We start from the raw sequence: 13,812 nt of genomic DNA, 5'->3' as shown, positions 1-13,812 counted from the left end.
CAGGATTACATGCATCTTAAATCTACACTTAACGTCGGGTCTCAGTTTAGGGCCGAGGCCCTGGCAGTGCGCCATATCTCGTTGCTCGCGCTGCTTATGGCCTGCGGGTTCATGGTGGTTGGCCAGCTTTATGTAACGATCCCGATGGTCGCCGAAATCTCGGCACGGTTTGGCATCGATCCGGCACAGGCAGCCTTGGCCGGCACCGCTTTCGGCGTGGCATATGCGGCAGGTTTTCTGCTGCTTGGGCCGATGTCGGACCGTCTGGGCCGCAAGCGGATGATCCTGATCGGCCTGATTGCGACGGCTATCGCAACTGGCTTTGTTGCCCTCGCCGACAGCTTTCAGGCACTTTTGGCAGCGCGGGCGGTACAAGGCCTTGCTGCCTCGATCTTTCCCCCTGTTGCCTTGTCGCTGGTGACTGAGGAACTGCCGCCAAAGCATCGCCCGCTAGGCGTATCGCTGATGAGTTTCGCATTTCTTGGTGCAGCCCCGCTGGCGCAACTTTTTGCTGCATGGGCGCCTGGAGGCATGACCCAGACGATGCTTCAGCTTGCCCCATTTTATCTGCTTGGTGCGGCGGGTCTGTTTTTTGCGGTGTCGGCAGGGCGCGCGACGCTTGCTTCTGCGCCTGTCTCGGGCGGGTCGCGTCTTGGTTCGCTTTTGCGCGATCCGGTCATCCTTGCGGCCTGGGCTGCTGCGGTTACCGTCCTGTTCGGGTTTGTCTCATTCTACGGTGGCGCGCAGGCTCTGGGTGCACAGCTTGGCATTGATCTGCAGACCCTGCGCCTGATCGGTTTGCCGCCGTTGCTGCTGGCATTCGCAGCGGCGCCCCTGACCCGTCGATACGGTGCCACGGTGACTGCGCGGGCGGGCCTGGTGCTTGCGGCGCTGGCGCTTGCCATCGCTACGGCTGGTTCGTCGCTTGCAATTGGCGCGGCCGCCGCCGCCCTTGCTGCGGGCGTTGCTCTTGCCGTTCCCGGCCTGATCGCAACCGTCGCGGGCCGGGCAAGCAATACCAACCGTGGCCTTGCCCTTGCCATCTACAGCTTTGCGCTGTTCCTTGGTGCCAGTTTCGCGCCCCCGGTCGCGCAAACGCTGGGCCGTATCGGCACTGTGCCGCTGTGGCTCTGCCCCGCTGCGCTGTTGTTGCTGGCGACTCTTGCGTTGTCTGTCGGCGTGCGCCGCGGCCAGTCCGCAGCCTGACCCTTCAAACAGTTCCGGGCATGAGGCCGCCCCCAACTTTCTGTCCCCCGTATGCTGCATAGGCGCGCGCTGCGTAGAATGGACAGAGCTTCCCGGCTGAGGATCAACCAGGAACTGGCCGCATAATCACTGGACGGGCGAAAAGAGGCGTGTCCTTTTCACGCTCCATCCTGCCTGCCAGCTTACAAGACATGCCTTCTGCGGGCTGGCTTTCCCCTTGTCGCGCTGACTTTTGACCGGCGCCTTTCCCAGCGGTCCGACGGACCGCACTGATATCGGAGTTTCAAAAACATGACCCTCAAGGCACAAATGCAGGCGGTGAATCCCGCTGACATCAACATCCCCAATATTTCGCAGGCCATTTTGGTCGAAAGTGGCAAGCTGCTGTTTTTGTCGGGCCATGTGCCGCTGCGCCAGGATGGAACCCTGGCGGGACCAGAGCTGGAAGATCAGCTGGAGCAGGTGTTCCAGAACCTCAAAGACACGTTGCAGGCGGCGAATGCGGATTTCTCGAATGTCGCCAGAATGACGATCTATATCCGCGACCTGTCCTCTGCTGACCTTGGCACAATCCGTTCTGTAAGAGATCGCCACATCGACCAGAGCCGCCCTCCGGCAAGTGCGCTGATCGGTGTCGCCGCGCTTTATGATCCGGCTGTCAGGGTCGAGATTGATGCAGTCGCTGCTATCCCCTGATCATATCGCGCGACAGATAAGGCGGCCGCTTGCCCAGGCGGCTGCCCGTCTGGCATCCGATGATGCCGACGACGTGCTATCGGCTCCGTCAACAATGTCTGCGCTGGTTTGTGGGTTATGAGTATGTTGATCGGAGTGCCTGGCCCGTCATCCTATTGTTTGCCTGATGCCAAACAGGGCTGCGGGGCTGAGTGCTTCATCGTTCTGTTCGGCTTTCTTGCAAGCTGCGCGATGGGGCGCATCACATGACCCCAGCAAAGCTGGGACAGTTTCCTGTGCGGCCTGCGTGAAGGCAGGTGCGGAAACACTGGGAACTAACCTGAGCTCTGCTGCACGGATGTGATGAGGGTGCTTTCACTGTCCTCGCCTCACCAAAGAGGCGGTGATCTGCACAGTCCAGTGCTGTCGCCAGAGGCCATATCGGTCGCCTGCGATAGGGGGGCGGCAACGCGGGTGATGGTTGTGATGCAGGCGAGATCAGGCGGTGGGGTAAAGAGTCCGGTCTGAACAACCTTTCAGGCGGCTATTTTGACCTTGATGCGTGGATTTTCCTGTCCAAGGATTGCGGCGACCCGCTGAAGCAACAGGGACAAAAGCGCCCCGAGATGGGTAAGGATTTTGCGGGTGTTGTGGCCGCAGGCGCAGAGGACAGCAAAGATCGGCGTCGCCGATAGGCCCTTCCTGCCCTTCAGCGTCATGCCGTGATCCGCTTTCCTGACCTTGCCAGTGCGTATGCCTGTTATCATGCGCCGGAGTATCAGCAAGCCCGCGCCCGCCGTCTTGGTGCCTGTGATGGGCATGTCGTCATTGTTGAGGGCGTCGTCCAGACAGGCTGCCGTCACCCTGCCGTCGGTTTATGGGCTGACAGCACCCGATCAACACCCCCCGTGCAAAAGTCGATCAGATGAAGGGTCAGGCTTTCGGTATCGGGGGAGGGTTGCTTGCTGCTGTCATGTGCGCCCAGACGCGCAAAGCGGCTGCCCGAAGCCAGCGTCATGACCAGTGCGCCGACCATGAACAGATAGGCGTCGGCGATGCTTTGACGCGGTGCGCCGGGATAGAGCTGCGACAGCGCCGCGATAAAGCGCTGCGCGGTGGGGTCATAATGCTCGGCCAGGATGCCGCGCCTGGCCTCGCGCGGGTCGATCGCCTCAAAGGCTGTCAGCAATGCGAAAGCTGCCCCCTGCTGATTGCCGGAATAGCGCATCGCGACCGAAGGGCGCACAAAGGCTTCGGCCAAATCCCGGATGCCGAATTCGGGGCGCCCGATCGCCTGAGCCAGCGCATCGCTGCGCGCCTCGGCCAGCTGGTTGGCCCGGCGAGCAAAGACTGCGCGATAAAGGCCGGCCTTGCCGCCAAAGTGATAGCTCAGCAGTGACAGCTTCACATCGGCCGCCGCCGCAAGTTCGCGCATCGAAACACCATCCTCGCCACCATGTTCGGCAAAGAGGCGCTCGGCGGCGTCAAGGATGCGGTCAGAGGTTGGTTTCTCGGTCATGGCGGCGGATCTCAAATTTGAACGGACGACCAATCAAATTCTTTACGGGTCATTGATTCTTTGCTATCAGCAGTGGACCCGGTCCAAAAGCTGCGAATTGCGCGGCAGGTCAGGTCGAGGGAGAATTGGGCCCCCGGGCTCATGTTTGTGGGCATATCTGTCTGCCGTCCTGACGGCACCACCTTGCGTATCCATTCGCGGGGGTTGGTCGGTCATGCCCTGCGTTTGAGGGAGGAGGTGCGCATGTCAAGCCGCCGCATCGTTGATCTGTCGGTCCCGATTGAGAATACGGACTATGCCGACCCGCCGGGCATGGGGCCCAGCATCGAATATTTTGCCCATGATGCCACCGGACCGGACATCATTGCCTTCTTTCCTGGCATGACGGTAGAGCAACTGCCGGGGTCCGAGGGCTGGGCGCTCGAGAAAGTTCGGCTTTCCACCCATAACGGCACCCATGTCGATGCGCCTTATCACTATCATTCCACCATGGATGGCGGTGTTCCGGCGGCAAGGATTGATGAATTGCCGCTGGACTGGTTCTATGGTCGCGGCGTCAAACTGGATTTTCGCCATCTGCCGGACGGGCATCTGGTCTCGGCTACCGAAATCGAGGCCGAGTTGGCCCGTATCGGCCACGAACTGATGCCGGGCGATATCGTGCTGGTCAATACCTCGGCCGGGCTTGCCTATGGTCAGCCGGATTACGTGTCCCGTGGCTGCGGTATGGGGCGCGAGGCGACGCTGTGGCTGACGCAGCGCGGTATCCGTGTCGTCGGGACCGACGGCTGGTCCTGGGATGCGCCTTTCGTCCATACCCGCAAGCGGTGGGAAGAAACTCGCGACCCCGCCATCATTTGGGAAGGGCATCGCGCCGGGATGGTGCGCGGCTATTGCCAGATTGAAAAGCTGCACAATCTGGAAGGCCTGCCGTCCTTTGGTTTTATGGTGTCGTGCTTTCCGGTCAAGATCCGCGCGGCCTCTGCCGGCTGGACCCGCGCCGTCGCCATCTTTGACGAATGAACTGCGCCGCCGCGCTTGCGGCGGGCATGTCCTCACGTCTTTTCAGGGATAAACCGATGATCCAGAATCAAGAAAGCTCTGGCGAGTTTCGTCGGAACGGCGTTCTGCTGCTGGCAGCAACGCTTGGCAGTGCGGCGGGGCTTAGCTCTCTGCCCTTCTACAGCCTTGGCAGTTTTGTCGCTCCGCTGGAGGCTGAATTCGGCTGGAGCAGGGGGCAAGTAACCTCGTCATTCCTTTATACGACGTTGGTTCTTGCGGTGATCGCGCCGTTTCTGGGCAATCTGATCGACCGTGTCGGGACGCGGCTGGTAGCGCTGGTTTCGATCCCGCTTTTGTCCGGGGTACTTTACGCAATGAGCCGTTTTGAGGGCTCGATCGGTCAATTCCATATGCTTTACGCACTGGCCGCTTTGGCCGGGGCAGGGACGACCCCGATCAATTACACCCGCGCGGTGAATGGAGCCTTTGACAAGGTGCGTGGGTTGGCGCTTGGCATCTCGCAAGCAGGGATTGCCGTTGCCGCCATCACCCTTCCCTTGCTGCTTGCCAGCCTGAACCAAAGTTATAGCTGGCGGACGGGTTACCTTGTCCTGGCCCTGCTGGCGCTGGTTCCCTGGCCTTTTGTTCTTTTGGGGTTTCGCAGCGCCCCCATGCCGCGCGTCGCAAAAGCCAGCCTTGCCGAGGGTCGGGGCGAACTGTTCCGCAGCCGGCTGTTCTGGAGTGTGGGCATCTCATTTGCAGCTGTCGCCGTGGCGGTGTCTGCATTGGTCGTCCACATGGTGCCGTTGCTGCGGGATGCGGGCATGACGCCGATTGCCGCGGCCAGTACCGCCTCGGTCATTGGCTTTGGCGTGCTGGGTGGGCGGCTGCTCACCGGCTGGCTGATCGACCGCTTTTTCGCTCCTTATGTGGCTGCGACCCTGTTTCTCGCGACCGCCGGGGGCTGTCTCTTGCTGCTTTACGGAGGTCCGGGCATGGTGCCGCTTGCTGCGGCCCTGATCGGCCTGTCGCTTGGGGCTGAGGCTGATCTGATCGCCTATCTGACCGCGCGATATTTTGGCATGGCCCGCTATGCCTTCGTCTATGGCTTTATCTACTCGATGTTCCTGATCGGTACGGCCACGGGGCCGGCGCTGGCGGGCAGGCTTTATGACGCCTCGGGCAATTACAATTCGACCATCTGGACGGTGATCTGCCTGCTGGTCGCGGGATCGGTGGTGATCCTGTGCCTGCCGCGATTTGAGAAATCCGCATCCGTCGTTCCGGCGCAGTGACGCGCCCCCGTCAAGGAGAACCTCATGTCCCGCAAGAAACAGCCGGTTGTGATCACCTGCGCCATTACTGGTGCGATCCATACGCCGACAATGTCTGACGCGCTGCCTTATACGCCCGAAGATATCGCCACGCAGGCCATCGCGGCGTCCGAGGCGGGGGCGGCGATCCTGCATTTGCATGCGCGCCGTCCCCATGACGGCGGCGTCACCATCGACCCCGATGCCTTTGCCGCCTTCCTGCCGCGCATCAAGCAATCCACCGATGCCGTCATCAACATCTCGACCGGCGGCAGCCTGACCAACACCGTAGACGAGCGGATCCGGCCCGCGCTGCGCTTCTCGCCCGAGATGTGTTCGCTGAACATGGGCAGCATGAACTTTAGCTTCCACCCGCTGGCCAAGCGCTATGACAGCTGGAAATTCGACTGGGAGCGCGACTACGTCGCCAAGTCCGACGGCAATATCTTCCGCAACACCTTCGCTGATATCGAGAACGCTGCGAACCAGCTTGCCCCCCACGATATCAAGTTCGAGCATGAATGCTACGATGTCGGCCATCTTTATAACCTGCGCTTCTGCATGGATATCGGGCTGTTCAAGGCGCCGGTCTTCATCCAGTTCATCTTCGGCATCCTGGGCGGTATCGGCCCCGATATCGACAACCTGATCTTCATGAAGCGCACCGCCGACCGGCTGTTCGGCGATGATTACCGCTGGTCGGTTCTTGGCGCGGGCGGCGCGCAGATGCCCTTTGCAACCACGGCCAGCCAGATGGGCGGCAATGTCCGTGTCGGGCTTGAGGATTCGCTGCTGATCTCGCGCGGGAAACTGGCGGAATCCAATGCCCAGCAGGTCGCCAAGATCCGCCGCATCATCGAGGATCTGGGCAGCGAGGTCGCCACCCCCGAGGAGGCGCGCGAAATCCTGGGCCTGAAAGGCGGCGATAGGGTGAATTTCTGAACTGATCGCGAACAACAGATGTTGTGCAGGCAGCTGCGCGCGCTCCTGTATCCCTTCTGCCGGTATTGGGCGGGCAGGGCGGAGCTGTCAATTCGCAACTTGCGCGGTCGCGTGGATTGCGGTCTGGTGAAGGTGACGGGTTAGGCGATAGGCAGCGCGTTTGCTTTGGTGGCAAGCTTCGGTATCGTGAACTGACCCAGCCCGAGCCAGGATACCGCTCATATCACCACCGGAATGGGCATAATACCGTTCACAGAAAAAAGGACAGAGATCGCATATGTCGAAACGAATGATCTCGATGGCGTTGGTGCTTGCAGCCTGGCCAGCTCTGGCAGATGATATCTCTAATCTTAATCCCGGCGTCACGACTTCCGAGCTGCTGGCGACCGCACCGGTGCGCTGGGTTTCAGTCCCGCAAATTGTGGCCAGTCTGGAAGGGCAACCACCCATGGCCGTTGGCTTTGATGTGGATGATACGGTGCTGTTTTCCAGCCCCTGCTTTTATTATGGTCAGAACAAATATTCGCCCGGCTCTGACGATTACCTTAAGATGGATGAGTTCTGGACCGATATCCACACCAACAATTGCGACCGGTATTCGATGCCGAAAGAAGTTGCGCGAGAGCTGTTGGATATGCATGTAGCGCGCGGTGACGAGATTTACTTTATCACCGGACGCACGAAAGGTAGCGGTGGGGAAACCTTGACTGCCACTTTGAAAAGCGCCTTTGGCCTTGGAAAAATGAATGACGTCGTTTTCACCGCTTCGTCCGAAAACAAGGTCCAGTTTCTAAAGGATCATGAGCTGAAAATATACTATGGCGATGCTGACAGCGACATGCGCGCTGCGCTTGAGGCAGGGATTCGGCCAGTTCGTGTGATGCGGGCCCAGAATTCCAGCTATAAGCCCGAGCCTCGCAACGGAAACTTCGGCGAAGAAGTGATCATAAACTCGACCCAGTAGCACGTGGCTTTGGTCGCGCACGCGCCGCCGGGCTAACTGTAAGTTGGTCAAAGCAAAGCCGGTCGGTGCGGATCCGGGCCGCGATATCCCCAGCAATGTCTAAGAAAGCTGAAAAACAGATCAACGATCTTGCTGATAAAGGGGCAGGAACCCGCGCATAGGCTGTTTTGTAGCAGCCGGGTGCATTTGCCCCGGGGTCGGTTGCTTTGCTGTGGCTGGTAATGCAACAATCCGTCGGCAGAGGGGGAAATGTACGCGCCAGATCATCGCAAAAGCGCAAAATTCAGGCTGGCCGCCATGTTATGGGCGGTCATCTTGCTTACCGTTCCTGCTTTTGCGGATGAACTGCGGATCATCACCTCATATCAGGCGGATGTGGTTGACCCGTTGGTCGAGGCGTTTGGTCGCGAACATCCCGATATCCGCATCCGGGTGCTGAACAAGAATACCCATGCCGCGGTCGATGAGGTTCTGGCCGGGAATGATCGGGGATTTGATCTGTTCTGGGCTTCGGCCCCCGAAGCTTTTGTCGTGCTGGACAAGGCCGGGCGTCTGGCTGATCTGGGCGACGGTTCATATGCGGATTTTGCGTGGTCCGCTGTCGGATGGACCTGGCGCAATGCGGATGACAGACCTGTGCCGCAGGATTGGAATGACCTTCTTGAACCTGGGTTCAACCAGGATATCGCCATGTCGCACCCTATGCGATCAGGCACGATGCATTCTCTTTTAGAGACGATTTTGCAAGATCGCGGATGGCAGGCGGGCTGGGCCTGGATCCTGGAGCTGGCAGGGCAGCTGAACACCATTTCGGCGCGCAGTTTCGGTGTACTTGAGGGGGTTGAGGATGGCGATTACTCGATCGGACTGACCATCGACTTTCTGGCTTTGACGCGTGAGGGGCTGAACTTTCGCTATGGCCGCCCGGTTATCCTTATCCCGGCGCGGATTGCCGCATTACAAGGGGGCGTCCAGCCCGAGGCAGCCAGGGCGTTCGTGAATTTTATCCTGTCACCCGAGGGCCAGCGCATCCTGTTGCGCCCCGATATCCGGCGTATCCCGGTCGATCCCCGGATCCGCGCCGAGCAACCCGATATGCTTGACCCTGAGGTTCTGGCGGCCCTGAATTTCAGCTGGTCCCGCTATGACCCGGAGCTGGCCGCAGGGCGCTACTGGCAAGTCAAGCAGCTGTTTGAGGCCTTCGTTGCCCGGGACCTGTTGCTGCGCCGGGATCTGTGGCGGCGTTTGCGTGCGCTCGACCATGCGCCAGCGGCCGAAAAGGCACGCATCCGCCGGCTGCTGACATGGATGCCGCTGACCGAACATCAGGCGCGTTCGGCCCCGACTGATCGCGAAACGCTGCTGGAGTGGTCCGAACGCTCATACACGATCCTGCGCGACGCCGAGGCACTGATCCGCGCGTTGGAGCGGTCATGATCCGCCGGGGCTCGATCCGGGGGCGGTTGATGGCGGCCCTGGTGCTGGTCGTGCTGATCGCGGCTGGGGTATTGGCGGTCGGCATGGTGGTGATGCTGCGCGCCGAACGGGATTTTCGTGCGTTGGCGCAGGATCGCATCCCCGCTGTTGCGCTTGCGGGTGAACTGGCTGAGGCGACGGGCGAGCTTGCGGCGCTGGCGATGCAACTGGTGGCGGACCCGGCAATGCCTGCCGAACGGATGAAGCGCGCTATCGACGGCGCTTCGCAGGGGGTCGAGGGCGTTCTTTCCTCGCCGCTGTGGCAGGCCGCGCCTGAACGTGCGGGGACCCGTGCAGAGATCGAAAGAGCCGAGCGTACCTTGCGTCATTCCCTGATCAGTTTTGGCAGGATCAGCACAGATCTGACCCGGCGGGCCCAGCTTGACGCGCGGGTCGGGGCCGACCTGCGTTGGATCCATGCCGATGTGCAGGATCAGGTGCAGGGGATACTTAGCGATCTGTCCTTTAATATGGACACGCAGCTGGCGGCCTTGACGACGGACACTGACCTTGCCGCGCGTGCGGGGGCCGAGCAGGCGCTGTCCCGGGACTGGCTTTTGCGTGATCGGGTGCAGCAGATCGGCTCTGAGGCTGCGACGCTGACGGCGCTGCTGTTACAGGCGCGTTCTGCTGATAGCCTGGATGCGCTGGAACAGGTCGGCATCCTTGGCCGCGATACGCTGGACCGGTTGGCGCTTGCCCAGCTGAACTTGCCTGAACGCGTCGATGTGAGGCTGCTGCTTGAGGCGCTGGAGCGGTTGAAAGCGTCCGCCTTGGGGGCTGAAAGCATCTTTATGCAGCAGCGGCAGAGGTTGGAACTGCATCACGCCGCAGTCTCTGAGTTGCAAACTGCGCAGGCGGCCCTGGCCCGGATGCAAGCCTCGTTAACCGATCTGGGCCGGACCGAGCGGATTGGGGCACAGCGCCGTGCTGATGCTGCCGCGACTGCCATCTTGCGCGGTTCGGTCGGACTGGGGCTTGTCACATTGCTGGGCGCGGTCGCGACGGCGGTCATTCTGGCGATCTTTGTGCACAAGCGCATTCTTTTGCGGATCGAGGCGCTTTCTGCCGATCTGACCCGGATCGCGCGGGGCGAGGATGGCGACCCTTTGCGCCCTGCCGTCTCTCAAGAGGATGAGATTGCCGAGATGGCCCGCGCCGTTGAGGTCTTTCGCGCCTCGGTCCACGCTCGCCAGCGGGCTTTGGAACGGCTTGAGATGACGCAGCGCGAACTGGTGCAGGCGGGTAAGATGGCCGCCCTTGGCCAAATGTCTGCAGCGATCAGTCATGAGATCAACCAGCCGCTGGCAGCCGTCGGACATCGTCTGCACAACCTGCGCGCCGCTTACCCCGAGGCGTATGCCGCGATTGCCCGGATCGAGGCGCTGCTGGAGCGGATCACCCGAACCATCGGCCACCTGCGTCGCATCGCCCGCCGCTCGGCCCATCGCAATATGCGGGTGATGCTGGCCGAGCCGGTGCGGGCCGCGCTTGAGCTGCTGGATCATCGCCTTCGGGCCGAGGGGGTTCGTGTTGATTGCCTGGATCTGGAGGGGGTTGCGGTTGCTGGGGATGAAATCCTGTTGGAGCAGGTTTTGCTGAACATCCTTGGCAATGCGCTGGACGCGATTGATACGCGCGAAGACGCTGCACAACCGGGCCTGATCCGCATCGAATTGCACGGCGACGATCCAGTCTGGCTGATTGTGCGCGACAACGGCATCGGGCTTGGGGGTCAGAGTGGTCAGTCCCTGACAGATCCCTTTGTGACCACCAAAGAGCCGGGCAAGGGGCTGGGCCTTGGCCTTTCGATAGCGTTCAACGTCATGCAGGACATGGGTGGGCATCTGGAAATCGAACAGCATACCGAAGGCGGAGCCGAGGTCCGGTTGCGCCTGAACCGCTGGAGTGAGGGGGGGATGGCGTGCCCGAGGTGATGCTGGTCGAGGATGATGCCGACCTGAGGCTGGCTGCTGCCGAAACGCTGGAGCTGGCCGGTTTCCGTGTGCATGCCTTTGATGCGGCAGCGCCAGCACTGGATGTGCTGGTGGCAGATTTCCCCGGTGTGATCCTTTCTGATCTGCGGATGCCGGGACTCTCGGGGCTGGATTTTCTGGACCGTGCGCGGGAAATCGCGCCTGACGTGCCTTTCATCCTGATCACCGCCCATGGCGATGTGCCGGCCGCCATCCGCGCCATGCGTGGCGGCGCTCATGACTTTCTGGAAAAACCCTGCCCGCCCGAGTTGATGCTGGATGTGTTAAAGCGGGCGCAGGCAATGCGCGACCTGCATCTGGAAAATACCCGCCTGCGCCAGATACGTATCGAGGACCGGCTGATTGGACGATCTGCCGCTATGCGCGATTTGCGTGACAAACTGCGGGCGCTGGCGAGGCTACAGCTTGATTTGCTGATCTCGGGCGAGACCGGGACCGGCAAAGAGCTTGTCGCGCGTGTCCTGCACGATCTTTCCCCGCGCCGCGACGGACCTTTTGTCGCCGTTAATTGCGGCGCGCTGGCTGAGACCGACGTGGACCGAGAGCTTTTTGGCACCAGTGACTCGCCCGGTCTGATCGCACGGGCTGCGGGTGGGACGCTGTATCTGGATGAGCTTGAATCCATGCCCGACGGGCTGCAGGTGCGACTGTTGCGGGTCGTTGAGGCACGCGAGATCACCCCCTTGGGCGCCGGACCTCGTCCGGTTGACATACGCATCCTTGGCAGCGTCAAGCGCCCGCCCGAGAGCCTGACAGCTGAATCCCGGTTGCGGGCGGACCTGTTTCACCGTTTCCACGCAACATTGCCTTTGCCTCCCTTGCGCGAACGCGAAGAGGATGCGGCCATGCTGGTTACCCATTTTGCAGCCGAGGCGGCCGCCCGGCACAATCTGCCTAAACCTCATATCGACAGCAGTTTGCGCCGCCGCATCGCTTATCACGATTGGCCCGGTAACGTTCGGGAGGCCCGCAACCTGGCCGAACGTCTGGTGATCGGGCTGGACACCAGCTTTCCTCAGCCCGGATCGGCACCCGGCGCCACGGATCAGATGGCAGGAATGAGCTATGACGCAGCCATGGAGGGGTTCGAGGCCCGCTTGTTGCGATTCGCCCTGATCCAGACCGGTGGGCGCAAGACCGAGGCAGCGGCCCTGCTTGGTATTCCGCGCAAAAGACTTTATCTGCGGCTGCGTCACCATGACATGCTGTAAGTCCTGTGGAATGGGTCAGAATTGACCCACGGGGCGTGTCAAAACTGACACAAAATAATTAATAAAAACAAATACTTGCAAGGTTAATTCCTGCAATGCACAGTTGGTGTGCCATTGCAGGACCGCCCAGTCCGGCCTGCCTGATGCCTGTGGGAGGAGAACCATGAACAGGATATCTGCATTCAGCGCCTTTGCGCTGATGATGACTTCGGCTGCCGCCTTTGCCGATACGGTGACAGTAGTGACCTCGTTTCCGCGTGACCTGACCGACCCGTTCAAGGCCGCCTTTGAGGCCGCGCATCCCGGTACGACGCTTGAAGTCGTCAGCCGCAACACCAACGCTGCCGTCTCGCATCTGCAAGAGACCCGCAGCGCGAATACCATTGACCTGATGTGGGCGTCTGCCCCCGACGCCTTCGAGGTACTGAAAGAGGAAGAGTTGCTCGCCAAGGTGGACGTAAAGTTCGAGGGCATTCCCGATGTGATCGGTGGCTATCCGGTCCATGATCCCGACGGCACCTATTTCGGCTTCGCTGCCTCGGGTTATGGGATCATGTATAACACCCGTTACGTTCAGGCGAACGACCTGCCCATCGCGCGTGAATGGGAGGATCTGAAGCGTGCTGAATATAACGGCCATGTTGCGATGTCCTCGCCTTCGCGTTCTGGCACTACCCACCTGACGGTCGAGACCGTGCTGCAAGGCGAAGGCTGGGATCAGGGCTGGGCCACCTGGAAGTGGATCTCGGGCAACATGAATACCGTTACCGAACGCAGTTTTGGCGTTCCGGATGCGGTCAATTCGGGCGCGACCGGCTTTGGCATCGTCATCGACTTTTTTGGACTCGCGTCCAAGGCATCGGGCTTTCCGGTCGAACTGGTCTATCCCAGCGTGACCGCCATCGTACCAGCCAATATCGGCATCATTGCAAATGCGCCGAACCCCGAGGGTGCAAAACAGTTCGTCGAGTTCCTGCTGTCGCCAGACGGGCAAAAAGTCCTTTTGGACCCTGCGATCATGCGTCTGCCGGTCGATCCCAAGATCTATGCCAGCGCCCCCGATGGCTTTCCGAACCCGTTTTCCGAAGAGTTTGCGCCGGGTGCGATCGAGTTTGATGTGGATAAATCCGGGGTCCGCTACAATCTGGTGAACTCGCTTTTCGACGTGCTGGTGACCTATCGGTTGGACGATTTGCGCGGGGCCGTTGCTGCCGTGCAAAAGGCCGAGGCAGCCCATGCCGACACCGGCAACAAGGAGGCCGCCGCGCTGATTGCCGAGGCCCGTGCGCTGATCGAGGCCATGCCGATCACCGAGGCCGAGGCGCAGGACCCGGCCTTTACCCAGGTTTTTACCATCTCGCGCGCTGAACCCGGGACTGAGGTTGTCGGCCGTCAGGCTGAAATCGAGCAGGCCTGGGACAGCTTTGCGGTCGAGAACTATCGCAAGGCCAAGGAACTGGCTGACCAGGCCACAGCGATGAAGTGACGGCAGGAAGTTCGATCCCGC

13 protein-coding genes are annotated in these 13,812 nt (G+C 60.8%); 11 read left to right on the top strand and 2 right to left on the bottom strand.

All coding sequences use genetic code 11. The features are described 5' to 3' along the window. The first annotated feature begins 9 nt into the window (after positions 1 to 9). Together F8A10_RS13700 and F8A10_RS13695 are read left to right on the top strand one after the other, a co-directional pair. Entirely contained in the window at positions 10 to 1,206 is a 1,197-nt protein-coding gene (locus F8A10_RS13700; protein WP_152367597.1) for an MFS transporter, read from the top strand. 291 nt (positions 1,207 to 1,497) lie between these two features. Then, a complete protein-coding gene (locus F8A10_RS13695) occupies positions 1,498 to 1,902 on the top strand; it encodes a RidA family protein (protein WP_010394350.1) in 405 nt (134 codons plus the stop codon). 515 nt (positions 1,903 to 2,417) lie between these two features. On the opposite strand, the gene F8A10_RS13690 is transcribed toward F8A10_RS13695, so the two are convergent. Further along, the gene (locus tag F8A10_RS13690) at positions 2,418 to 2,600 is read right to left on the bottom strand and encodes a hypothetical protein (protein ID WP_406611792.1); all 183 of its coding nucleotides are present in this window, start codon (positions 2,598 to 2,600) and stop codon (positions 2,418 to 2,420) included. Positions 2,601 to 2,603: 3 nt separating this feature from the next. Between F8A10_RS13690 and F8A10_RS13685 the strand changes: the two genes are divergently transcribed. After that, positions 2,604 to 2,810, top strand: a complete 207-nt coding sequence (locus F8A10_RS13685) for a DUF1330 domain-containing protein (protein ID WP_083825820.1) — start codon at positions 2,604 to 2,606, stop codon at positions 2,808 to 2,810. On the opposite strand, the gene F8A10_RS13680 is transcribed toward F8A10_RS13685, so the two are convergent. Further along, the gene (locus F8A10_RS13680) at positions 2,741 to 3,400 is read right to left on the bottom strand and encodes a TetR/AcrR family transcriptional regulator (protein ID WP_085502707.1); all 660 of its coding nucleotides are present in this window, start codon (positions 3,398 to 3,400) and stop codon (positions 2,741 to 2,743) included. The two genes, F8A10_RS13685 and F8A10_RS13680, sit on opposite strands and share 70 nt — an antisense overlap. Positions 3,401 to 3,643: 243 nt before the next feature. Between F8A10_RS13680 and F8A10_RS13675 the strand changes: the two genes are divergently transcribed. From F8A10_RS13675 to F8A10_RS13640, 8 genes are all read left to right on the top strand, one after another. Then, complete coding sequence (locus F8A10_RS13675) at positions 3,644 to 4,423, top strand: cyclase family protein (protein WP_040601774.1); 780 nt, start codon at positions 3,644 to 3,646, stop codon at positions 4,421 to 4,423. Between the two features lie 56 nt (positions 4,424 to 4,479). After that, positions 4,480 to 5,697 (top strand): MFS transporter, encoded by a 1,218-nt coding sequence (locus tag F8A10_RS13670; RefSeq protein ID WP_010394357.1) that lies wholly within the window; start codon positions 4,480 to 4,482, stop codon positions 5,695 to 5,697. A gap of 24 nt (positions 5,698 to 5,721) precedes the next feature. Continuing rightward, a complete protein-coding gene (locus F8A10_RS13665; RefSeq protein WP_010394359.1) occupies positions 5,722 to 6,657 on the top strand; it encodes a BKACE family enzyme in 936 nt (311 codons plus the stop codon). Positions 6,658 to 6,955: 298 nt separating this feature from the next. Continuing rightward, complete coding sequence (gene aphA / locus F8A10_RS13660) at positions 6,956 to 7,621, top strand: acid phosphatase AphA (protein ID WP_406611791.1); 666 nt, start codon at positions 6,956 to 6,958, stop codon at positions 7,619 to 7,621. 315 nt (positions 7,622 to 7,936) lie between these two features. After that, the gene (locus tag F8A10_RS13655) at positions 7,937 to 9,058 is read left to right on the top strand and encodes an ABC transporter substrate-binding protein (protein ID WP_227493506.1); all 1,122 of its coding nucleotides are present in this window, start codon (positions 7,937 to 7,939) and stop codon (positions 9,056 to 9,058) included. Then, entirely contained in the window at positions 9,055 to 11,034 is a 1,980-nt protein-coding gene (locus F8A10_RS13650; RefSeq protein WP_152367594.1) for an ATP-binding protein, read from the top strand. The genes F8A10_RS13655 and F8A10_RS13650 overlap by 4 nt, the downstream gene beginning before the upstream one ends. Continuing rightward, positions 11,022 to 12,305, top strand: a complete 1,284-nt coding sequence (locus F8A10_RS13645) for a sigma-54-dependent transcriptional regulator (RefSeq protein WP_152367593.1) — start codon at positions 11,022 to 11,024, stop codon at positions 12,303 to 12,305. Before F8A10_RS13650 ends, F8A10_RS13645 begins: the two co-directional genes overlap by 13 nt. Before the next feature lie 163 nt (positions 12,306 to 12,468). Then, the gene (locus F8A10_RS13640) at positions 12,469 to 13,791 is read left to right on the top strand and encodes an ABC transporter substrate-binding protein (protein ID WP_152367592.1); all 1,323 of its coding nucleotides are present in this window, start codon (positions 12,469 to 12,471) and stop codon (positions 13,789 to 13,791) included. The last annotated feature ends 21 nt before the right edge of the window (positions 13,792 to 13,812 follow it).

The organism is Paracoccus kondratievae (assembly GCF_009301415.1).
Taxonomy (GTDB): Bacteria; Pseudomonadota; Alphaproteobacteria; order Rhodobacterales; family Rhodobacteraceae; genus Paracoccus; species Paracoccus kondratievae.
This window is presented reverse-complemented; position numbering and strand designations above follow the sequence as displayed.